Source organism: Dissulfurimicrobium sp. (assembly GCF_049968175.1).
Taxonomy (GTDB): domain Bacteria; phylum Desulfobacterota; class Dissulfuribacteria; order Dissulfuribacterales; family Sh68; genus Dissulfurimicrobium; species Dissulfurimicrobium hydrothermale.
This window is the reverse complement of record NZ_JBMFRG010000020.1, coordinates 10,927-32,097: the sequence shown is the minus strand read 5'-3', so window position 1 is coordinate 32,097 and position 21,171 is coordinate 10,927. Positions and strand designations below refer to the sequence as shown.

19 protein-coding genes and 1 pseudogene are annotated in these 21,171 nt (G+C 51.4%); 11 read left to right on the top strand and 9 right to left on the bottom strand.

The annotated features are described in order from the left end of the window. Positions 1-1,524: MGDG synthase family glycosyltransferase (locus tag ACP5SG_RS04065; protein ID WP_428122206.1), on the bottom strand; the 1,524-nt coding region annotated here is incomplete at its 3' end. 278 nt (positions 1,525-1,802) lie between these two features. Here ACP5SG_RS04065 and ACP5SG_RS04060 point away from each other — a divergent pair. The 4 genes from ACP5SG_RS04060 to ACP5SG_RS04045 are packed head-to-tail and all read left to right on the top strand — an operon-like array spanning position 1,803 to position 6,941. Continuing rightward, entirely contained in the window at positions 1,803-2,840 is a 1,038-nt protein-coding gene (locus ACP5SG_RS04060; RefSeq protein WP_237887627.1) for an efflux RND transporter periplasmic adaptor subunit, read from the top strand. Between the two features lie 5 nt (positions 2,841-2,845). Beyond that, a complete protein-coding gene (locus tag ACP5SG_RS04055; RefSeq protein ID WP_424661081.1) occupies positions 2,846-4,714 on the top strand; it encodes an ATP-binding cassette domain-containing protein in 1,869 nt (622 codons plus the stop codon). Then, positions 4,704-5,825, top strand: coding sequence for an ABC transporter permease (locus ACP5SG_RS04050; RefSeq protein ID WP_237887631.1), 1,122 nt, complete (start codon positions 4,704-4,706; stop codon positions 5,823-5,825). Before ACP5SG_RS04055 ends, ACP5SG_RS04050 begins: the two co-directional genes overlap by 11 nt. A gap of 6 nt (positions 5,826-5,831) precedes the next feature. Beyond that, positions 5,832-6,941 carry an ABC transporter permease gene (locus ACP5SG_RS04045; RefSeq protein ID WP_424661080.1) on the top strand — a complete coding sequence of 370 codons (1,110 nt, stop codon included), beginning with the start codon at positions 5,832-5,834 and terminating at the stop codon, positions 6,939-6,941. On the opposite strand, the gene ACP5SG_RS04040 is transcribed toward ACP5SG_RS04045, so the two are convergent. The 7 genes from ACP5SG_RS04040 to ACP5SG_RS04010 form a co-directional block, all read right to left on the bottom strand. Next, entirely contained in the window at positions 6,938-7,681 is a 744-nt protein-coding gene (locus ACP5SG_RS04040) for an ATP-binding protein (protein ID WP_428122195.1), read from the bottom strand. The two genes, ACP5SG_RS04045 and ACP5SG_RS04040, sit on opposite strands and share 4 nt — an antisense overlap. Positions 7,682-7,695: 14 nt before the next feature. Further along, positions 7,696-8,928 (bottom strand): PAS domain S-box protein, encoded by a 1,233-nt coding sequence (locus ACP5SG_RS04035; RefSeq protein WP_428122192.1) that lies wholly within the window; start codon positions 8,926-8,928, stop codon positions 7,696-7,698. A gap of 21 nt (positions 8,929-8,949) precedes the next feature. Further along, on the bottom strand, positions 8,950-9,300 hold the full coding sequence (locus tag ACP5SG_RS04030) for a hypothetical protein (RefSeq protein WP_428122189.1): 351 nt from the start codon (positions 9,298-9,300) through the stop codon (positions 8,950-8,952). 5 nt (positions 9,301-9,305) lie between these two features. Continuing rightward, positions 9,306-10,304: an ABC transporter substrate-binding protein gene (locus tag ACP5SG_RS04025; protein WP_428122185.1), complete on the bottom strand. Its 999-nt coding sequence runs from the start codon at positions 10,302-10,304 to the stop codon at positions 9,306-9,308. 79 nt (positions 10,305-10,383) lie between these two features. Beyond that, positions 10,384-11,355 (bottom strand): porphobilinogen synthase, encoded by a 972-nt coding sequence (gene hemB, locus ACP5SG_RS04020; RefSeq protein WP_237887639.1) that lies wholly within the window; start codon positions 11,353-11,355, stop codon positions 10,384-10,386. Further along, positions 11,352-11,723: a response regulator gene (locus ACP5SG_RS04015; RefSeq protein ID WP_237887641.1), complete on the bottom strand. Its 372-nt coding sequence runs from the start codon at positions 11,721-11,723 to the stop codon at positions 11,352-11,354. The genes hemB and ACP5SG_RS04015 overlap by 4 nt, the downstream gene beginning before the upstream one ends. Beyond that, complete coding sequence (locus tag ACP5SG_RS04010) at positions 11,720-13,558, bottom strand: AAA family ATPase (RefSeq protein WP_237887643.1); 1,839 nt, start codon at positions 13,556-13,558, stop codon at positions 11,720-11,722. Before ACP5SG_RS04010 ends, ACP5SG_RS04015 begins: the two co-directional genes overlap by 4 nt. 259 nt (positions 13,559-13,817) lie before the next feature. Here ACP5SG_RS04010 and phnD point away from each other — a divergent pair. The 7 genes and pseudogenes from phnD to ACP5SG_RS03975 all read left to right on the top strand — a co-directional run bounded on the left by phnD (position 13,818) and on the right by ACP5SG_RS03975 (position 20,987). Then, positions 13,818-14,764: pseudogene (phnD, locus tag ACP5SG_RS04005) on the top strand (phosphate/phosphite/phosphonate ABC transporter substrate-binding protein). Beyond that, positions 14,752-15,162 carry a hypothetical protein gene (locus ACP5SG_RS04000; protein ID WP_428122179.1) on the top strand — a complete coding sequence of 137 codons (411 nt, stop codon included), beginning with the start codon at positions 14,752-14,754 and terminating at the stop codon, positions 15,160-15,162. Before phnD ends, ACP5SG_RS04000 begins: the two are co-directional and overlap by 13 nt. Then, positions 15,125-16,171 carry a histidine kinase gene (locus tag ACP5SG_RS03995; RefSeq protein ID WP_428122176.1) on the top strand — a complete coding sequence of 349 codons (1,047 nt, stop codon included), beginning with the start codon at positions 15,125-15,127 and terminating at the stop codon, positions 16,169-16,171. Before ACP5SG_RS04000 ends, ACP5SG_RS03995 begins: the two co-directional genes overlap by 38 nt. Before the next feature lie 40 nt (positions 16,172-16,211). Continuing rightward, entirely contained in the window at positions 16,212-16,895 is a 684-nt protein-coding gene (locus ACP5SG_RS03990; RefSeq protein ID WP_424661079.1) for a response regulator transcription factor, read from the top strand. Positions 16,896-17,062: 167 nt separating this feature from the next. Further along, the gene (locus ACP5SG_RS03985) at positions 17,063-17,791 is read left to right on the top strand and encodes a 4Fe-4S dicluster domain-containing protein (RefSeq protein ID WP_424661078.1); all 729 of its coding nucleotides are present in this window, start codon (positions 17,063-17,065) and stop codon (positions 17,789-17,791) included. A 17-nt stretch (positions 17,792-17,808) separates the two neighbouring features. Beyond that, the gene (nrfD, locus tag ACP5SG_RS03980; RefSeq protein ID WP_428122173.1) at positions 17,809-19,071 is read left to right on the top strand and encodes an NrfD/PsrC family molybdoenzyme membrane anchor subunit; all 1,263 of its coding nucleotides are present in this window, start codon (positions 17,809-17,811) and stop codon (positions 19,069-19,071) included. Beyond that, complete coding sequence (locus ACP5SG_RS03975; protein ID WP_428122170.1) at positions 19,071-20,987, top strand: molybdopterin-dependent oxidoreductase; 1,917 nt, start codon at positions 19,071-19,073, stop codon at positions 20,985-20,987. The genes nrfD and ACP5SG_RS03975 overlap by 1 nt, the downstream gene beginning before the upstream one ends. Here ACP5SG_RS03975 and ACP5SG_RS03970 read toward each other — a convergent pair. Beyond that, entirely contained in the window at positions 20,977-21,135 is a 159-nt protein-coding gene (locus ACP5SG_RS03970) for a hypothetical protein (RefSeq protein WP_428122167.1), read from the bottom strand. The genes ACP5SG_RS03975 and ACP5SG_RS03970 overlap by 11 nt on opposite strands. Positions 21,136-21,171 lie beyond the last annotated feature (36 nt).

Sequence of the window (21,171 nt, the reverse complement as noted above, 5' to 3'; positions counted from 1 at the left end):
GGCGATCCCGCTGACCCTTAGACCGATATTTTCTCGACCGTAAGCCATGCCATAGGTATTGGTATGTATCTGAAGTGGAGATGGGCGGCATACGCCATATAAATAATCGGCAAGGCCCATATGCTGCAAAAAATTGGGGTCTACAGAGGGATCGGCAATGTAGTTGGCGCTGTAGACTGTGTCGTGGATTCGAATGGCTATGTGACCAAAGGGGTTTTCCAGTACAATTCGTTGTGGTTTTTGTGAGGTTGAATAGGAAAGAAGTAGCTCCAGTTCTGCCGGGACCTGTGCGTCCAGTTCCGCCAGCGTCTCGTTCATATTCAGGACAGGTGCCCCGTTTTCGACGCCGAAATCTGGTGGTGGTACTACTGGAACGAATGTCTCGTCCAGGGCAAATTCGGCGATCCTGGCGATATTGATGTTTTCTTTGAATTCCCTTTGGGCCTTGCGCATCGCATCCGCGCGTTTACGGTCGGCAAGGAGACTGTTTACCAATTTACCTGCGTGCTTAGGGTCAACGGCCTGTTCCGCCACACCGAGCCGAGTAAAAAGGGCTGCATTTTCTCGTTCATGGCCGCTGACCGCATCAATGAGGACGGTAGGCGTGCTCATGGCAAAGGCCTCTACAGGGGTCATACCGCCGGCCTTGGTAATCAGGATGTCTGCGGCCTTTACCCATGAGAGCAAGTCGTTGTGAGGTACCAGACCGAAGACGCGTATGATTATGCGTTCTGCCAGCCGTCCCTTAAGTTCGTTGAGCATGGCCTGTTGCCTGGTATTTTTGCCGCACACGGCTATAATTTGTATATGATCTTGATAACCCTCGGCAATGCCTTCTATTATGGCTGAATAATTGCTGACCCCTTCCTTGCCGGACGTAATCACTACGGTGGGCCAGTGCGCATACAGCCCTATGGCGTTTAAAATTGCCTCTCGACCCCTATCATCGTTGCAGATACATACCGGTAGACCACTGGTGACTACCTTTTCCGCCGGTACCCCTGCCGCCAGCCAGCGCGATTCCAGCTCGTGATGGGCAAGGAATGTACGATCAATACGCTTGGATATCCGCGGCAGATATCCTTCAAAGAAATCCGTGTGCAGCCAACCGATCCTAATATCTGTTAATAGACCCTTTTCGCGCAGATTTCCGAGCACCTGCGCCGATCCATAATGCGTGGCAAGGACAGCATCCGGCGCCAGATTTTTCAGGAATTCAAGGACCTTTTCTTCAGGGTAGTCGTTTGGTAGTTGCGATAGCGACAGCGCTGAATTTCCTCGCGCCTGCACGTTGTGAAAGAGGGCGTCGAAGCACTCCGGGAGGTTGGCTGCCACAAACCAATACAGCCTTTCGTCGATCCTGCGCCAGATTGGGTGCATGAACTCACGGATATCCTGGAGAAGTACCTGCGCCTTTGGGTTTAGTTTGGATATTTCCTCTTTAACGGCCTGCGCCGCGCTGATGTGTCCATAGCCTATGGAGGAATAAAATATGACGATCTTTCTATTTGGGTAAGCGCTCATCTTTGCCTCCAATGGATTATGTAACATAATATTTATTTTATTGCATTTTCTTCAAAGAAGATAGAAGCTTGAATCTGCGAGCTTACACTATAACCAACTTGTTTTTAACGGCTTTTTGTTTGTTTTAGGTGAATCGCCAAAGATTATTTGCGATAGAGATCTAGGGTCACCTGTCCAGGGTCCTAGATGTTTACGAAACGGCAGCTCAGGGAATTTGACTTGACGTTTGAGTGACTACTCGGGTAAGAAATAGAGAATAAAGTAAGTGGAGAAGAGAAATGAGGCTTACAAAGAAGCAAATCGTCTTGCGCTTAGTGATACCCCTGCTTGTCCTGGGGGGCGTAGCCTTTTATGTCTTTGGTATCTATAAAAGACCGTCCGGTAATGTCATAACCCTTTACGGCAATGTGGATATACGCCAGGTGAATTTGGCATTTGACGCATCGGGCAGGATAGAGCGGATGCTCGTGAAGGAAGGTGACGTTGTGAAATCTGGTCAGCTCCTTGCCGAGTTGGACGTCACGCGCTATGAGGCAAATCTGAAAAAGGCTGAGGCGCAGGTAGCCTCTCAAAAAGAGGTGGTTGCAGCCCTGCTTGCAGGCACGAGACATCAACAGATAGCGGCTGCCCGCGCCAGGGTGAGGAGGGCGGAGGTGGTGATGAGAGATGCGGAAGCCAATTATGGGCGTCTTAAGGGGCTGGTGGACAAGGGCCTTGTGTCAAAACAGGCATTCGACGATGCGGAGGCGAACTTCAAGGCGGCCAAGGCTGAATTGGACGCAGCCCATCAAGACCTTGACCTTGCCGTGGAAGGACCGAGAAAGGAAGACATAGCAGCTGCCAAGTCCACACTAAAGGCCTATGAGGCTGCACTTGATTATGCAAGGCGCGAATTTGAAGATACCAGACTCTATGCCCCATCCAGTGGGATTATTGAAAACCGCATCCTTGAGCCAGGCGATATGGTCTCACCGAATACCCCGGTCTTTACGCTTGCGCTTTTTGATCCTGTCTGGGTCAGGGCCTACATCGATGAGCCGGATCTCGGCAGGATCAGGCTTGGGATGCCTGCAGAGGTAACTACTGACAGTTTCCCTGGCAAAGTCTATAAGGGATGGGTAGGTTTTATCTCGCCTACTGCCGAGTTTACTCCAAAGCCAGTCGAGACGACTGAATTGAGAACCAAGCTCGTTTATCAGGTACGCGTGTTCGTGTCAAATCCACAGGGCGAGCTGCGCCTTGGTATGCCGGCCACGGTGAAGATTGTGTCTTCAGACGGTGCCGGGTCGAAAGGCACCGTTGCTGGAGAAAGCTAATAATTATGTCGGCCTTGGAAACCGTTCAAGCGTCAGGCAGTGTACCTGTTGAAAGACCTGCAGCGGCTGTTTCCATAAGGCATGTCAAAAAGATGTTCAAAGCTGGATCACGTATTATAACCGCCCTTGACGACCTGTGCATTGATGTGGCGCCTTCGTGTATCACGGGGCTTATAGGTCCTGACGGTGCGGGAAAGACCACGCTCATGCGTTTGATCCTTGGCCTCATTTTACCAGATGAAGGCGAGATAACGGTCTTTGGTACGGATGTAATAAAAGACCCAGGGGTGGTTCAAAAGGATGCTGGTTACATGCCACAGCGTTTCGGTCTGTATGAAGACCTGACGGTACTTGAGAATATGGAGCTCTACGGTGATCTCAAGGGTCTCCCGGCCGATCAACGCAAAAAACGCTATGAAGACCTCTTTAAGATGTCAGGCCTTGCGCCATTTACATCCCGCCTTGCAGGGAGACTTTCGGGCGGCATGAAGCAGAAGCTTGGTCTCATATGTACCCTCCTGAGCAGTCCGCGACTCCTCATCCTCGATGAACCGACTGTTGGTGTGGACCCTTTGTCGCGCCGTGAGCTCTGGACGATAGTGAATCGCATGGTGGAGAAAGAGGGCATGACGGTCATTTTGAGCACGGCATATCTTGATGAGGCCGAGCGTTGTCAGGATGTGATACTCCTGCATGAAGGAAGGCTTATAAAGCAGGCTGAGCCAAAGGTCTTTACTGATATGATGGCAGGTCAGAGTTTTATGGTTACCGCACCGTCTCTTGGGAAGCGGGCGCTCAGGCAGCGGCTTTCTGGTATCAAGGGCGTAATCGACAGCACCATTCAGGCCGATGGGGTGCGGCTTGTAGTTAAAAAAGGCATGGATACAGCCGCTTCTGTGTCAGACGTCTGTCCACAGGCTAATGTCAGCCCTGTTCCGGCCCGTTTTGAAGACGCATTTGTCTTTCTTGTCCGGCAGAAAGAGATCCCGTCCTCCGTTGGTCCTCTGATGCGCGATGCCGGTCTTGATGTCTCTGCCGCCTCGGATGTCGCTAACGGCGTGATTGATGTCGAGATCCAGGCAGTCGAGTGTCAGCCGGAAGGCGCATCAAATTTGGATGATCTCCATGATGTGATTGTTGTGAAGGGTCTTGAGCGGTGGTTCGGCGGGTTTTGTGCGGTCAAAAACGTAAGTTTCTCAGTAAAAAAGGGCGAGATATTCGGGCTTTTGGGGGCAAACGGCGCTGGCAAATCCACCACCTTCCGGATGCTCTGTGGCCTTTTGCCGCCAAGTGACGGACACCTTGAGGTCGCAGGCGAGGATTTGAGGCGCGCCCCTGCCAGGGCCAGGGCGAAGATCGGCTATATGGCCCAGAAGTTTTCCCTCTATGTTAATCTCACCGTGGCCCAGAATCTGAATTTTTTTGCAGGGGTCTATGGTCTGAACGGGGCACGGAAGAAAGAGCGCATCAGCTGGGCGCTTGAGGAATTTGAGCTTGAGTCATATAAAGATACGACAAGCAGCGAGCTGCCGCTCGGCTACAAGCAGCGCCTTGCCCTAGCCGCGTCGCTTATGCACGAGCCGCATATACTCTTTCTGGATGAACCGACCTCCGGGGTTGACCCGATAGCCAGGAGGGAGTTCTGGACAAGGATCAACACCCTTGCCGAGAGCGGCGTGACCGTCCTTGTAACTACGCATTTCATGGAAGAGGCCGAGTACTGCGACAGGCTTGCCATCATGGCCCGGGGTGAGGTGTTGGCGCTCGGGGCGCCGGATGAGCTGAAGGCAAAATATCTCCCAGATATCAAGCATGCAACAATGGAGGAGGTATTTATTTCGATATTGGAGGGGAGGAGAGAGAATGTCCATTGATCGCGTAAGGCTCTTTGCTCTTATGAAAAAGGAGACGCTTCAGATCGTGCGCGATCCATCGAGCATAGCCATTGCTATTGTATTGCCAGTGGTGCTCCTCTTTATATTTGGTTATGGGGTTACTCTCGATGCGAGGCATGTCCCGATAGGGGTGGTGATCGATAACCCTGGGCCGGAGGCCGCTGATTTTGTAAGCGGACTCCGGCAGTCGGAGTATTTCGAGCCCATTGGATTTAGCTCTATAGGCGAGGCACAGCTGGCCATGATGAGGGGAAAGGTGGATTCAATCATCTGGTTCAAATCGGATTTCGCCAGAAAGATAAAGGAAAAGGATGCGTCTATAGGCGTCTTCGTAAACGGCGTCGACGCCAATACGGCGCGTCTGATTGAGGGATATCTTACAGGGGTTTGGGGACAGTGGCTTACGAGGCGCGCTCTGATGTCATTCGGTGCAGGCCTTGGTCAGGGGGCAGTGCTCGAATCAAGGATATGGTTCAATCCAGAGGTCAGGAGCAGAAACTACCTAGTACCTGGGCTTATAGCGGTCATTATGACCTTGACCGGGGCGCTTCTTACGGCCATGGTTGTGGCAAGGGAGTGGGAACGGGGCACAATGGAGGCCCTGATGTCAACTCCTGTCACGATAGCCGAGATATTGGTCGGCAAGGTCATCCCCTATTTTATGCTCGGCATGGGCGGTATGGGGCTTTCAGTCTTGATGGCCGTATATCTGTTTAATGTCCCGTTTTATGGTTCATACGTCGTGCTTTTTATTGCGTCGTCTCTCTATCTCCTCGCCGCGCTCGGCATGGGGCTCTTGATCTCGACCGTAGCGAGGAGTCAGTTCGTCGCCGGTCAAATGGCGATCATTGCAACCTATTTACCCGCATTCATCCTCTCCGGTTTCATCTTTGACATACGGAGCATGCCGTTTCCCATCAGGGTCATAACACATGTGATCCCTGCAAGGTATTTCGTATCGATACTCCAGACCGTCTTTTCAGCAGGGGATGTCTATCCGGTCATATTTGCAAACGCCGCAGCCCTTGTAGTTATAGCGTCTTTTTTTATGGGTGTTGTGGCGATAAAGAGCAAAAAGCATCTGAGGTAGGAAAACATGTTGGCTAGGGTTATATCACTCGTGATAAAGGAATTTCTGGCCCTTTTAAGGGACAAACAAGGCAGATTCGTCTTGATCGGTCCGCCTGTCATTCAGCTTATCGTCTTTGGCTATGCCGCTACATTTGATCTTAAAGACGTCCCCTATGCGATCTATGACGAAGACAGGAGTCCTGCATCCAGAGAGCTTATAGCGCATTTCGATGGCTCGAGGGCCTTTGAAAAGGTGGCCTATATCCTGGACGAGGGGTCCATCAGACCCATTATAGACGATCAGAAGGCGTTGATGGTCCTTCATATAGGGAGGAACTTCGAGCGTGATCTCTTGGAGAGGCGTCCTGCGCCGGTCCAGGTGATAATCGACGGCCGTAATTCCAACACCGCCATGCTGGCCCTGAATTATGTAAACGAGATAGTGGCCAGGTTCAATGAGGATCTGGCGATGCGATATGGCATTGGCGGTGCACCTGTCCGGCTCGATATCCGCGCTTGGTTTAATGAGAATCTTGAGAGCAGGTGGTTCATAGTCTCGGGAATCGTCGGTCTCTTGACCTTGGTAGTGACGCTTATAGTGACTGCCCTTTCCATAGCTAGGGAGCGGGAGGCCGGTACCTTTGATCAGCTTCTGGTCACCCCCTTGAACCCGTTTGAGATTCTCCTTGGAAAGACCATTCCAGGCATGATAATTGGCCTTATTGAAGCGAGTTTTATTATACTTGTGACGGTTTACTGGTTTGACATCCCTCTGAGGGGCAGCGTCATCGCCCTTTATCTTGGGCTCGGTCTCTTTATTTTATCTGCAATAGGTGTAGGTCTTATGATCTCATCCTTTGCTGTGACCCAGCAACAGGGGCTTCTGGGTGCGTTTTTGTTTCTGGTGCCGGCTGTGACGCTGTCCGGCTTTGCGACACCCATCGCCAATATGCCGGTCGTCGTGCAGAAATTGACACTCATAAACCCGTTTCGATATTTTCTAGTGGTGGTCCGGGAGGTCTTTCTGGAAGGGGCTGGGGCCAGACTTTTGGTCAATCAATACTGGCCCATGGCGGTCATTGGGCTCGTAACCCTTTTTACTGCCGCATTGATGTTCAGACATAGGATGTATTAGGCCTGTATCTTATCCAGCATCGCGGCCAAGTCTTCCATCCGATATGGTTTGGGCAGGGCCGCTGCAAAGCCATATTCCTTATAATTAGACATAATCGGATCCTGTGAGTAGCCGCTCGACACGACGCCCTTGCACCCAGGATCTATCTTTAACAATTCGGGCATGGTCTCTTTTGCGCCCATGCCGCCTAGGACCGTGATGTCCATGATGACCGCACTCACTGGGCGGCCTTCATTCATTGCGGCTTTATAGAGGTCGACAGCCTGTCTCCCATCTCGTGCCGTCAAGACCTGATATCCCATGTCTTCAAGGAGTATTTTGGCCAGTTCGAGGATCATCTCGTCGTCATCCATGAGTATGAGCCTCCCGTCCCTTTTTGTGTGCTCGCTTGGTCCGACATGTAGGGTATGACCCAAGGCATGCCCTGATGATGCAGGTAGATAGATTGTAAAGGAGGCACCTTTGCCTTTGTTTGAACTGACCGTTATGTGCCCGCCGTGCCTTGTAACTATGGAGCGAGTCACCGCGAGACCAAGGCCGCTCCCCTCCGTCTTGGTGGTGAAATAAGGCTCAAAGATACGGTCAAGGATGTGTTGTGGTATTCCTGAGCCACTATCCTCGATCGTCAGCTTTACATAACGTCCTGGTGCAAGCGGTATATCCTTTTCTCCTTCGCACCCAGTCTCGTTTGTATACTCGAGATTCTCGGCCCTGATAGTGATGAGGCCGTTGTTTTTCATGGCCTGTCTGGCATTTAAAACAATGTTTTGGATGACTTGGCTGATCTGACGTTTGTCAACGCTGCCAGCCAGAGGTTCGGGGCGAACTCGTAGTGGCATATAATGCTGGCGCCGCTCAATACAAATCCGGCTGTGTCCTTTACTATTTCCTCAAGAGAGGCGTCTTCTTTCACCGGCTCACCGCCCTTGGCGAAGGTCAGGAGCTGATGCGTAAGGCCTACGGCCCTTTCGGCTGCCTTGAGGGCTGGCCTAAGCAGCTTTTCAAGCCTCTGTGGTTCATTTATGTGGCTCAGGGCGGCGCTGATGCCTGAGTGTATCGGGGTCAGGATGTTGTTGAAGTCGTGTGCTATACCGCCTGCCAGCAGGCCCACTGATTCAAGTTTTTCAGCAATTAAGGCCTGTTCGACTAGACGGTTGTGTTCAGTTATGTCCCTGAAGACGAACACCGTTCCGATTGCGCAACTCGAGCTGTCCAGTATGGGCGAACAGGCGTAGGCGCAGTCGAATCCACCCCTTGTTTTTGGTACGAGACTTTCCCTGCCGCGGCTTTCTATGAGTCTGTTCTGCGTCAGCGCATCCCTGACTGGATCGATATTATGCCCGTTTTCATCATTGATGGTGAATATCTCGCCGATCTCTTTTCCGATGGCCTGGACATGGCTAATCCCCAGGAGTCTTTCGGCCGTCTTGTTTATGAGGGTAACTTTTGACGAAAGGTCTGTGGAGATAACACCGTCGCCCATGCAGCGGATGGTGACACTCAGGCGTTCCTCGTTCAGTTGTGAGGCCTTGAGCGCCTCGTCCCTCTCGGCCCCCCTTTCCTTTACGATCTCCAATTGCCTTACTATTTCGGCCATATTTTCCTTGACCCTGCCTACCATTCCTTCAAAGGCGGCCTTCAGCACCCCGATCTCCATAGGGAAACGGCCTTCTATCTCGACCCCGTAGTTGCCCTTGGAGATCTCCATCGCATAGACCGAGAGGGAGATGAGCGGTGCTATGATAAAGCGATGCACTGCGAGCGCAAGAAGGGCGGCCAGTGCGAAGGCCGCTGTAATGGCAGCGAGGCTGATCTCCGTGAAGCGCTTGTGCAGGGCATGGATATCGTCAATATTGACCCCTATCCCGACATATGCCTGCCATGGCGGGTAATATCTGAGACAGGCTATCTTCTTTGTGCCGTGCACCGTATAGGTTGCGACCCCCCTTGCCTTGCCGTCCATCTCATTTAAGAGCCCCCGGACCACGCCGTTCTGACTTTTCAGGTCCTAGATGTCATTGCCTATAAGGACGGTGCCGTCTTTGGTTATTACTAGCGCAGTGCCGGGGACGATATAGGTTTTTGACGAGAGATCTCTGGAGAGGTCGCGCAGGCTGCCAGCCTTTAATGTTGCCAGGTGTTCAGGGCTGTCGTCAAGGCCAAGGATGCGCAGTTCCTCATAACGTTGGTCGATTTTGTTTAGGCTACCATCTATCCTTTCGAAGATTCCCTCTGTTGCCAGGTTGAACGCAAGGTCGTGCAGGGACCCTTCGGCCACGAAGAATATGGGCAGGGCCGTTGCTGAGGCGAATAAAAGCCCGAACAGAAAGGAGAGCGTGCGAAGGGACTTGACGGCCATGGCAATTACCTGATGACGAGATCGGCGGTCTCGAGGGCTTGGAGGTCAATCGGGATGAGGAACATCTTGGACGTAGTGAGGTTTATGAATAGCATTTGCCTTGCGGCCTCCGGTGCGATTTCCCCGGCTTTGGTGCCCGTTAAGATCCTGGCGGCCATGAGACCCGCCCGGAATCCGCAGTATGAAAAGGGGTTGAAGTAACCTGCCAGTGTCGCCTTTTCTTTAGCAAGCCTCTTCTTGAGCGCCGTTTCGTCCACGTCAAAGGCGTAGGCTGTGACTATTGGGACTCCTAGCTCGTTAAGTTCCTTTACATATCTCATGCCGCCGACAAGATAGCAGACGGCCTGGACATCGCTGCGCCTTATCACCCTTGTCACTTCGTTCATGCCCTTCGCAATGTCTGGGTAGATTACTTTGACTGCGCCGGTCTCGGTGACGGTTTCAAAGGCCTTTTTGTAGGAGAGGTCTGCTGGGATGCGGGAATCATACACATAGGCCATGCGTTTTAGACCGGGGATGAGCGCCATTGCCAGGCGCAGGACTTTGCCGGGTGGATACATGAGATAGACGCCGGTTATGTTCAAGCCGGATGGATGGCTAAGGCCGGGTACCAGTTCCAGAGCCACGCTGTCCAGTACCGGGACAAATATTTGCGGGGTGTCCGAGCCTTTCAGGGCCTGTTTTACATATAGAGAGACCCAGCCGCAGGTGACGAAGAGGGCCGCTTTTTTCTTATAGCGCTTCACAGCGTCCAGCACCTCAGGAACCGAACGTTCATCCTTCCATCTGGTAAGGATGTCGATATAGATCACATCCCTGCCCTCCCTTAACCCCTGTGATGCCATGGCCTTTTTAAATCCGTCCACAACGCCTTGAAAGGCCATAGGTTCTATGGGATAGCGGATTATGACCACCTGTTTTATATCTTCGTCCGCCGCGATAATGGGTTGAGAAAGGAATAGGACAGTGGCGGCAAAGGCAAGGAGGAATATGAATCTTTTCATGTCTCCGTCCTGGTTAATAGAGGCCTATATGCCTTTAAGGCCGTATATACGATTGTGTTTTGCGCTGCTGCAAGAGGCCTTAGGCCTGCCCCTTTGCATAATCTTTAGCGAAATATGTTATTATGATGTCGGCGCCTGCCCGTCGGATGCAGGTCAGTGATTCATCTATGGCCCTTGCCTCGTCTATCCAACCCGATCGGGCCGCTGCCTTGATCATCGAGTATTCGCCGCTTACTTGATAGGCCGCTATGGGCAGTGTGAATTCCTGTCTCAGGAGGTGGATTATGTCAAGATAGGGCATGGCCGGTTTGACCATGAGGATGTCAGCGCCCTCTTCAAGGTCCAACATGGCCTCGCGAACGGCTTCTCTCTGGTTTGGCGGGTCCATTTGATAGGAGCGACGGTCTCCGAATTGTGGGGCGCTGTCAGCCGCCTCACGGAACGGACCATAAAAGGCGGAGGCGTATTTGACTGCATAGGACATGATAGGGATGTGTTCAAAGCCATTTTCATCCAAGGCCTCTCTTATCGCCCCGATCCTGCCATCCATCATGTCGGATGGTGCAACCATGTCGGCCCCAGACCTTGCATGGGAGAGGGCGATCTTTGCGAGAGATTCGAGTGTTGCGTCGTTTTCCACCCCGTCTTTGGATACGACGCCGCAGTGGCCGTGCGATGTGTATTCGCACATACATACATCGGTTATCACCACAAGGTCGGGAGCTGCTTTTTTTATGGCTGGCACAGCCTTTTGAACGGTGCCGTGCTGCGACCAAGCCTCTGTCCCCCTTGAATCTTTGTGTTCAGGTAGGCCGAAGACTATGACCGCAGGTATCCCGAGGTCGAGTATCTCTTTTGCCTCTTCGGCGGCCTTGTCCACAGAGAGGTGGAAACAGCCTGGCATGGCGTTTATCTGTTCCTTGATCCCGCTCCCAGGGATGATAAAGAGCGGATATACAAGATGTTTTACGCTCAATTCCGTCTCGCGCACCATGGCGCGCAGGGCCTCGCTACGCCGCATCCTCCTTGCCCGATACTCAGGAAACATCATGGCAACCACCTCTCTAATATCTCGATAACCCTTTGATCTGAAAAGGGTTCTTCCAGGCAGCCGCAGCAACCTGCATCTTTGAAGCGCTCCCGTTCCTGTGTCGATGCCTCAGTACAGATGATGATTACAGGTATGTCTTTGGTATTCGCCGATTGCTTTAGGAGTACACTGAAGGAAAGGGCATCCAATACGGCTGCATTTCTCCTTATAACTATGAGGTCGGGGAGTTTTTCGACAGCCAAATCAAGCGCCTCCTGGCCGTCTTCAGCAAGTATGAGCCTCAGTTTAAGCCTTTCGGCAGCCGTTTGGAACTGTCTTCTTATCCTCTCGGATGTGTCGGCAAGCAGTATAGTTTGATTTTGTTTCACATCGCCTCGCTTTTTTGCGGTGAACGATAACTTGCACGGATGAGTCTATTGATATAGGATTCGATGCCCTTCACCGCCTCGGCTGGAATGCTGAAATTTTCCTGGCCGGTCTTCTCTTTGATGAGCGTCAGACCGTATTCCAGGATATTGCATATAGTTTCGCACGCTGTGCGTAGGTTTTCTGGGTCATCAAGGCAGCCTTCAATCAGCGCATCAATCGCCTCTTCTTCGAAGATGATTTTTATGCCGCATCTGTCAAAAAAGGCGTCTTCGTAGCCTTTTATCTGCTCAATCCGGGAAAGGATTGTTTCTTGGGCCGCATCTAGGCACATGTCTTGCTCCAGGATCAGACGGTTTATCATCTTTAGCCTGTTTGGGTTGAAGGGCACATCCGTATTTCGCCAGCACCTCGACACATCCACTTCAATGCGCTCCATGAGGTCTCTTTTTTCGGCATCCACTATCTCCTCATATCTCTTGATAAGTGAGTGGTCATAGGGGTGAGACAGGAGGCCCTTCAGGGCAGTTTCTGGATCTTTGACCAGCTCTTCGGTTACGAGCAAGAATTTGATCTCGGTGGACGGCAATGTTTTTTCAAAGGGCATAAGGGCCTTTTCCATGACGCTTACCAGCGCCCTGGCCCCGGTGTGCTCTTGATATGCCTGGGCGGCAAGCAGCCTCAGGGCGTCGTCTTCAAACCTGAGATCTATACCGTAGATCTTGAAATCCTGTTTTTTCCCTCTGACGACCGCACTTTCAGGATTTTTGAGTATCTGATAGAGATCGTCCTCGCTCAATTCATGGAGTACGGCTACAACAGGAAAACGGCCTATAAACTCCGACTCGAATCCGTATTCGATAAGATCCTGCGGTTTGACAAAATCCAGCCAGTATTCGTCGTCTTTTATGCAGATATCCGCACCAAAACCGATACCCTGTCTGGTGAGTCTCTTTTTTATAATCTCCGAGAGCCCTGAGAAGGCGCCGCTTGCAATAAAAAGGACATCGCGGGTATTTAAGGTCTTCTTTTCCCTCTTGCCAGTCTGTCTGTATCTCTCTATGGCCTCTATCTGGGAGATGGGATCATGTGGTACGCGCAGATCGACCTCGGTCTCTTCGAGGGGTTTAAGCAAGGCCCTCTGGACGCCGGCGCGCGAGATATCAGGTCCATGTACATTAGGCGACGATGCTATCTTGTCTATTTCATCTATATAGACAATGCCACACTGAGCTAGCTCTATGTCACCATCGGCCTCTTGGACAAGGTCGCGGACAAGGTCTTCGACGTCGCCCCCGACATAGCCTGTTTCGCTGAATTTGGTGGCGTCTCCCTTGACGAAGGGCACGCCCAAGCGATCTGCTATGAGCTTTATAAGGAATGTCTTTCCTGAGCCAGTAGGACCGATGAGTATGATATTGTTTTTTATGTTGCCGGGCCCATGCGCCTGTACGCTTTTGCCCATCTTTCTTAGGTATTCTATGCGATTGAAGTGGGTGCAGATCTTGGTCGCTAGGATGGCCTTAGCCTTTTCCTGTCTTACGACGAACCTGTTGAGCCAGGCCTCCAACTCCTCGGGCTTGAGGTTGAAGTGTATCTTATGTCCGCCATGCACACCCCTTCCCGTCCCATCGGAAAGTCTTTTGTGGTCAAGTTCTTCTGGCAAGAGCATGTGTGATATCACGCGGACCTTGCCGCCGTATCGTTTTGAGAGATAGTCGCTTATTTCTTTCTCTAGGTCTTTTTGGGACGGGACTTCCCTTGCCGCCGTTTCTTTAGTGGTGTCGCTGTGCATTGGTTCTTCTTTAGGACCCAGATCGTTTTTTTGATTATCCATAATTAATTATATTTTTAATGGCAGTTAGACAGGCTGTAAAGTAGACAACTGCTGCTTAACAATTAATCCATCGTCTTGTTTTTGACAAGGCCGTCTAGGGAAGGGCGATGAGCCTTATTATTTTCATCTATAAAACCGTACTGAAAGTTGAATTTATTTGACATAAAATTCGTTATATATTAAAAATAATTTCATAAATAAATTCAAATTATTTTAAGCTGTAAACTGAGAATTATGAAAGGCATCCGATGCCCCCGAGTTGCATATCTACTTGCCACCACAATGGTCTTTGTTCTCTCTATCTATATCGGGCTGCAGTAAAGATAAAGATAAAGAATCGAGACAAGACCAAGAAAAAAACAAAGGCGTCATACGACTTGACAAGCTCTCCGCCCTTCCTGAGAAAAACAGCACAGGCGGCCCGCAACCCCTGAGGGTCGCGGTTGCCGCCATTATCTCGCCGGAAGGGACTGTTGAGTCCTACAAGCCGCTTTTAAAATATCTTGGAAAGGTCACTGAAAGACCTGTCAAACTTATACAGCGGCGCACTTACTGGGAGGTAAATGAGCTGATCGCAAAAGGCAGGGTCGATCTTGCCTTTGTCTGCACAGGGGCCTATATCCAGCAAGGCAGCGACAAAAAGATGTCCCTGCTGGTTACGCCTCAGATAAAAGGCAAAGTGACCTACCGTGCAGTCATAATCGTGCCCTCCGCGTCGAAGGCGAGGACATTTATGGACCTCAAGGGAAGTGTCTTTGCCTTTACTGACCCCCTTTCCAATACGGGATATCTCTACCCTGCATATCTGATCAAAAAGGCCTGTTATAAGCCTGAGGATTTTTTTAAACGCACCTTTTTCACCTACAGCCACGACCGCTCCATACAGGCCGTGGCCCAAGGGCTTGCGGATGGGGCGTCTGTGGATGAAATCGTCTATGAAAACGCCATAAACAAAGACCCAGGCATAGCAAAAAAATCCGCATCATACTTACCTCGCAGGAGTTCGGAATGCCGCCGGTCGTAGTGCCGCGCGAGCAGAACCCAACGGAAACAAAGAGATTAAAAGACATCTTTCTCCGCATGCACAAAAACAGAGACGGCAAAACCGCCCTCTTTGCCCTGGGTATTGAGAAATTTGTCGAGCCAAGGCCTGCCAGCTACGAGGCCTCTTGCATAGACTACAAAGACCAGCCATGCAAAAAATAGCCACACAAAACGATCGGGATGCAGCCATTCCTGGAAAAACACACTTATCTTCCAGACTTTCCTTTTTCTGGAAAATGGCGGATGCCGTGCCTTTGAATCTAAAGATCATTGGCATGGTCGTGGGCACCGCCATACTCATCGGGACCTTTACCACACTTCAGGTCTATCGGGCCATGGAGCAGGAGTCATACAGACAGCTACGGGAGATGAGCCGCTCCATAGCAAGGGAGCTTGCAGCCAGGAGCCAGGATTATATCCTCTTAAACGACATGTTCGGCCTTACCCGTATGCTCAAGGATGCTGTAAAGAACCTGCCGGACCTCCGTTATGCCTTTATTGTCTCTCCAAACAAGGAGGTCCTTGCGCATACCTTTGGATCTTTTAAGGGTGGAGCATGACGCCCAGGCAGGCGTTGGGACCAAAATGCTTCAAACAAATGAAGGGCTGGTATTGGATTCATCCGCCCCCATACTTAACGGGGACATAGGGGTTGTTCGTGTGGGGGTTTCAGGGAAGGGCTCTGAAGACGCCATTACAAGGCTTATAAAGGCCCTCGTCTTTACGACACTGGGCGTGATAGTGCTTGGGATCGCCTTTTCAGGGCTTCTCACATGGGTGATTACAAGACCTGTCATGATCTTGCTGAACGCCACGCGCATTCTCACAGAGGGTGATTTTTCAGTAAGGGCGCAAAAAAATTCCGGAGACGAGATCAGCCAGCTCACATCGGCCTTCAATCAGATGGCAGCAAAACTCGAAATGGCTGAAAGGGAGCGGCTCGAAAGGGAGGGGATAAGAAAGGAACTCCTTCAAAAAACCATCACCGCCCAGGAAGAAGAGAGAAAGCGCATAGCAAGGGAGCTTCACGACCAGGTCGCCCAGTCTCTTGCGTCTCTGATGCTGGAGCTTAAATACCTCGATCAGACGCAAGAGCGCAGGCTCATAACAGAGAGCGTCAAGCGTCTGAGGGCCACCCTTGTCAGCGAACTTGAGTCGATCCATAACATAGCCGTTGAGCTTAGACCGTCGGTCCTGGACGACATGGGGATCACCGCGGCTCTTGAGATGTATGCGGATAAATTCATGGCAAAATACGGGATCAAGGTGGAACTCTACATATACGGGCTTAAAGACATACGCCTTGAGTCCTATATCGAGACAAGCCTCTATCGCATAGTACAGGAGGCCCTTACGAACGTCGCCCGTCACTCAAAGGCGGATGCGGTGACTGTCATAATAGAATTGATCAACGGAGAGATAAGGGGTATTCTGGAAGATAATGGGGTTGGATTCGACATGGTGGCAAAGACCAGAAACAGACTTGGCATCTACGGCATGGAAGAGAGGACAAAACTCCTCGGAGGTGAATTAAGGTTGAATCCGAGCCTGGCCAGGGCACGATGGTGACGTTTACCATACCCGCGGGTGTCTCAAGCGAATCGCCTCGATGAAAAAGACGCGGGTAATAATAGTAGATGACCACACGCTGCTCCTTGCAGGACTCAAGATGCTCATTGACGCGCAGGAAGACATGGAGGTGGTCGGAGAGGCGACGGAGGCCCATGGCGCTATCCAGGCCGTGACAGAACTCAAGCCTGATTGCGTTCTGCTTGACATATCCATCCCTGGTGCAAGCGGGATTGAAATACTCCCTAAGCTACGCGAAAATTCCCCCGAATCGCGCATAATCATGCTCACCATGCACGAAAATCAGCAATACCTTGAGCGGGCCATGGATGGCGGGGCCGCGGGGTTCCTCCTCAAAAAAGCCATGGACGAAGACCTGATTTACGCCATAAGATCAGTGACAAGGGGAGAGATGTATATCTCTCCGAGCATGTTAAAAGGGCTGGTCGGAAAGATGGCGAAAGGACCTTCAAAGACCGGCGCAACCCTTGAGGACAAGGAGACCAGACTCTGGGAAGGCCTGAGCCCAAGGGAAAAAGAGGTAATGGAGAACGTCGCCAGGGGCTTTACATGCAGGGAGATCGCCGAGCTCTGTAACCTCAGCGAAAAGACTGTAACTACATACCGGTCAAGGGCCTTCATAAAACTGGGTCTCCAGAGCCGGTCCGAGCTCGTGGCCCTGGCGTTGAAACTTGGCATCCTGAAAAAAGACGATGAGATGTAATCATTTTCCCTACAAATATCTCTTAAACATAGACATTATCCTGACATAACCCCGCAAGTCCCTTCCTTTAATTCCTACAAAAGTATCAAGCTTTCCCCGCTTATTTTTTTATTCAACAACCCTATGATTCCATATCATGATTACAAAATCATACGAGGGGGCTGTGAATGGCCATAATTGACATCGAACCTCAGGAAGAAATACGGCAAAGGATGATGAATGACCTCAAACGCGTCCTTAAAAAACCCATGAATAAAAGGCACTGGGTCATGGTGATCGATCTGGGAAAATGCGTCGGATGCCACGCCTGCACTACGGCGTGCGTGGCTGAAAATCACCTGCCGCCAGGGATTGTTTACCGCCCGGTCATGGAAAAGGAGATAGGCCGGTATCCAAATGTCAGAAAGACATTTCTGCCAAGGCCCTGCATGCAGTGCGACAATCCGCCCTGTGTCAAGGTCTGCCCGGCAAGCGCCACATGGAAACGGCCGGACGGCATAGTCGAGATCGACTATGACAAATGTATCGGCTGCCGTTATTGCATAAACGCCTGCCCATATTCTGCCAGGACCTTTGACAAGGGTTTTTATTATTGCGACGACACGCCCCTTGTCCCTGACTATGAAAAACTGCCTTCCTTTGAATACGGCAAGGAATGGCCGAGAAAGAACAGGGATGACTCCCCTGTCGGCAACGCGCGGAAATGCACCTTTTGCCTGCATCGGGTTGAAAAGGGTATCCTGCCCGCCTGTGTCACCACATGCCTTGGAGACGCCACCTACTTCGGCGATTCCAACGACTCAGACAGCCTGGTCTCCGCGCTGCTCGGCTCGCCGAGGCTCATGAGGTTGAAAGAGGAATTCGGCACCCATCCAAGCACATTTTACCTGGTCTAATAAAAGGAGGCTTGAATATGAAAAAACAGATCGCAAGCTTGATATGGCTTATCGCCATTATAGGATTCGTTATAGGGTGTTACGGCATATACCAGAGGTTCGCCTTCGGGCACAGGTTGACCGATTACGGCTCCTACATCCCATGGGGCCTCTGGGTTGCAACATATATCTACTTCATCGGCCTTTCTGCAGGCTCCTTCCTTCTCTCTACCCTCGTTTACGTGGTCAAGATCGAAAAACTGGAAAAGATAGGCAAGCTCTCACTCTTTACCGCCTTTGGTTGTCTGATAGCCGCGCTCATCTCCATCTGGCTCGATCTTGGCCATGAATTCAGGGTTTACAGGGTTATCCTCCACCCCAACTTCAAATCCATGATGTCCTGGATGGGTATACTATACTCAAGCTATTTCCTGGTCATCCTGTTTGAGCTCTGGTTTGCAATGCGGGTAGATCTCATCAAAACGGCCTCAATCGGGACAGGGCTCATTGCGGCTGTCTGTCGATTCCTCGCGCTTGGAAGTTCAGACACCTCGGATAAGTCAAGGGCCAGGGACAGCAGGGTCTTAAAGGTCCTGGGTTCCATCGGCGTACCCCTTGCCATCGCATTCCACGGCGGGGTCGGTATGCTCTTTGCTGTAGTAGGTGCGCGCACTTACTGGCACAGTGGACTGACGCCGATAGTATTTCTTGTGGGGGCGCTTGCATCAGGCGGGGCGCTTCTGACCGCCATCGTCTATGTCTGGGGACCTGACAGAAACAGACCTCAATTTGAAGACATGATGCGGTTTCTGGGCAAAATAGTCCTGTCCCTTGTCCTTTTAGACCTACTGTTTGAGATATCCGAATATTTTGTTGGCATGTATGCCGGTATCCCTGACGAGGCCATACCGATAAAGGCGGTGCTCTTCGGGCATTACTGGTACGTATTCTGGGTCGTCCATGTCCTTTTCGGTGTCATCGTACCTGTCTGGATATTCACCAGAAACGCCGTATCAAGACCTGTTGGAAAAACCAGTCCAGGGGCTATCGCCTTTGCCGCACTGCTGGTGGCAGTCACCTTTATGGCGCTGAGACTCAATATCGTCATTCCGGCCCAGATAAACCCGGAGATAGAGGGGCTTCAGTATGCCTTTATGGGCCCAGGACTTAACTACACATATCTGCCGACCGTATCCGAGTGGCTGGTTACTATCTGGATCACATCTTTTGGGCTGCTTCTCTTCCTGATCGGATACAACGTGCTCCCAATAGTAAACAAAGATGATAAGGAGGTTGCATAATGAGCGCCAAAAAACAGGAAAAAGATATGAAGACAAACAAGGTTATCGAGGTTGATGGCGAAAAGATACATATACAGATGACCCGCAGGGGTTTTTTAAAGAGCACTGCGTTCCTGGGCAGCCTTGCGGCGGCATCTCAGGTCCCGGGCCTTGGACTCCTGGAGACTGCGAGGGCAAAGGGTCTTCTTGGCAACAACTATCCATTCGACAACGCGGAAAACGTCATCTATTCATGCTGTCTCCAGTGCCATACCGCGTGCACCATCAAGTGCAAAATATTAGACGGTGTCATGGTGAGCGTGGCTGGCAATCCATATAGCCCTATGAACATGAACCCTCAGCTTTCATATGACACAAAACCCCAGGAAGCAGTCCTGTATGACGGTCGTCTCTGCCCAAAGGGCAACGCAGGGGTCCAGACCCTCTATGACCTGTACAGGATAAGAAAGGTCTTGAAGAGAAAGCCCGGCACCAACCGTGGTGAAAACAAATGGATCACAGTGGACTTTGATCAGGCCATAACCGAGATAGTAAACGGCGGTAACATCTTTGGCGAAGGAAATGTCCCTGGACTTAAAGAGATTTACGCGGTTCGCGACCCTGCCATTATGAAATCCCTGAAGGAAGACTCTGAAAAGGTCGCAAAGAAAGAGATGAGCCTTGATGACTTCAAGTCGAAGCACCAGGAATACCTCCACCTCCTTATAGACCCGGATCACCCTGACCTTGGCCCGAAGAACAACCAATTCGTATTCCTGGCCGGCCGTATCGAGGGTAGCAGGCATGAATTTGCAAAGAGGTGGACCAAGGACGCCTTTGGATCGGTCAACTGCTATGAGCACACAACCGTGTGTGAACAGTCACACCATATAGCATACAAGCAGTTTACGGCCTCATACGAATATGACAAGAAAAAATGGAAAGACGGCAAGGCCCATATGAAACCGGATGTGCCGAACTGCGAGTTTGTAATCTTTTTCGGCACAAGCCCGTTTGAGGCGAACTTCGGCCCGACGAACTGGACGTCATACATCATGAACGCCCAGGCGAAACGCAATTTCCGTTTTGCCGTGGTTGACCCGCGGCTCAGCAATACCGCGGCCAAGGCAAACTACTGGGTGCCAATAAAACCCGGTGGAGATGCGGCCTTTGCCCTTGGCATGGCGAGATGGATCATCGAAAACAACAGATATAATGAGGCCTACTTAAGGGCGGCAAACCGCGTGGCGGCCAAGGCAAACGGGGATACCACCTGGTCCAACGCATCTCACCTTGTCATGCTCTCTAAAGACGGGAAGCGCGGCGAGAGGCTGTTGAGAAGCGATGACTGCGGGCTTTCTCCATCTGATCGCTTCGTCGTAAGCGCAGGGGGAAAACTTGTGGCCTTTGACCCCTATACAGAAGAGGGCCAGCCAGTAGTGGGCGATCTCCTTGCCGAAGTCGAGATAAGAGGCGTCAAGTACAAGACGGCATTTTCGCTCTTTAAGGATGTCGTCATGGAAAAGGGCCTTGACGCGTGGGTCGAAGAGGCGGGCATCCCGGTCAAGCAGATAATAGAGGTCGCCAGGGAATTCACCAGCCACGGCAGAAAGGCCGTGGCCGACATGTACCGCGGCCCGGTACAGCACACGAATGGCTACTATAACGGCCAGTGCATACTCGCCCTAAATCTTATGGTCGGCAACGGCGACTGGAAGGGCGGCCTCTCGGCAGGAGGCGGCGGCTGGGATATGGACGGCGGCAAGGAGGGGCAACCCTTCCCGTTAAAGACGCTGCATCCCAATAAGCTTGGTTCTTTCGGGGTGTGTATCACCAGGGAGCAGAGGCATTATGAGGATACCACCATGTTCAAAAATATGGGTATCCGGCCAGGAGGACCTGGTATCCATATACCGACGATGTCTATCAGGAGGTGATCCCGAGCGCGGCCGACGGATACCCATATGCCATAGGGGTGCTCTTTATACACATGGGCACCCCAGCCCTTTCAGTCCCGGGGGCGAATTCGACCATCGATATCTTACGTGATCCAAAAAAGATACCCCTCGTATTGTCCGACGACATCGTAATCGGGGAGACCACGATGTATTCGGACTACAT

Excerpts from the sequence above, each read along its gene's own strand:
- ACP5SG_RS03985 (WP_424661078.1), top strand. The coding sequence starts at position 17,063 with ATGGCCATAATTGACATCGAACCTCAGGAAGAAATACGGCAAAGGATG.
- ACP5SG_RS04000 (WP_428122179.1), top strand. The coding sequence starts at position 14,752 with ATGCAAAAAATAGCCACACAAAACGATCGGGATGCAGCCATTCCTGGA.
- ACP5SG_RS04030 (WP_428122189.1), bottom strand. The coding sequence starts at position 9,300 with ATGGCCGTCAAGTCCCTTCGCACGCTCTCCTTTCTGTTCGGGCTTTTA.
- ACP5SG_RS04050 (WP_237887631.1), top strand. The coding sequence starts at position 4,704 with ATGTCCATTGATCGCGTAAGGCTCTTTGCTCTTATGAAAAAGGAGACG.
- nrfD (WP_428122173.1), top strand. The coding sequence starts at position 17,809 with ATGAAAAAACAGATCGCAAGCTTGATATGGCTTATCGCCATTATAGGA.
- ACP5SG_RS04010 (WP_237887643.1), bottom strand. The coding sequence starts at position 13,558 with ATGGATAATCAAAAAAACGATCTGGGTCCTAAAGAAGAACCAATGCAC.
- ACP5SG_RS03975 (WP_428122170.1), top strand. The coding sequence starts at position 19,071 with ATGAGCGCCAAAAAACAGGAAAAAGATATGAAGACAAACAAGGTTATC.
- ACP5SG_RS03990 (WP_424661079.1), top strand. The coding sequence starts at position 16,212 with ATGAAAAAGACGCGGGTAATAATAGTAGATGACCACACGCTGCTCCTT.
- ACP5SG_RS04025 (WP_428122185.1), bottom strand. The coding sequence starts at position 10,304 with ATGAAAAGATTCATATTCCTCCTTGCCTTTGCCGCCACTGTCCTATTC.
- ACP5SG_RS04040 (WP_428122195.1), bottom strand. The coding sequence starts at position 7,681 with ATGAAAAACAACGGCCTCATCACTATCAGGGCCGAGAATCTCGAGTAT.
- ACP5SG_RS04060 (WP_237887627.1), top strand. The coding sequence starts at position 1,803 with ATGAGGCTTACAAAGAAGCAAATCGTCTTGCGCTTAGTGATACCCCTG.
- ACP5SG_RS04045 (WP_424661080.1), top strand. The coding sequence starts at position 5,832 with ATGTTGGCTAGGGTTATATCACTCGTGATAAAGGAATTTCTGGCCCTT.
- hemB (WP_237887639.1), bottom strand. The coding sequence starts at position 11,355 with ATGATGTTTCCTGAGTATCGGGCAAGGAGGATGCGGCGTAGCGAGGCC.
- ACP5SG_RS03970 (WP_428122167.1), bottom strand. The coding sequence starts at position 21,135 with ATGTCGTCGGACAATACGAGGGGTATCTTTTTTGGATCACGTAAGATA.
- ACP5SG_RS04055 (WP_424661081.1), top strand. The coding sequence starts at position 2,846 with ATGTCGGCCTTGGAAACCGTTCAAGCGTCAGGCAGTGTACCTGTTGAA.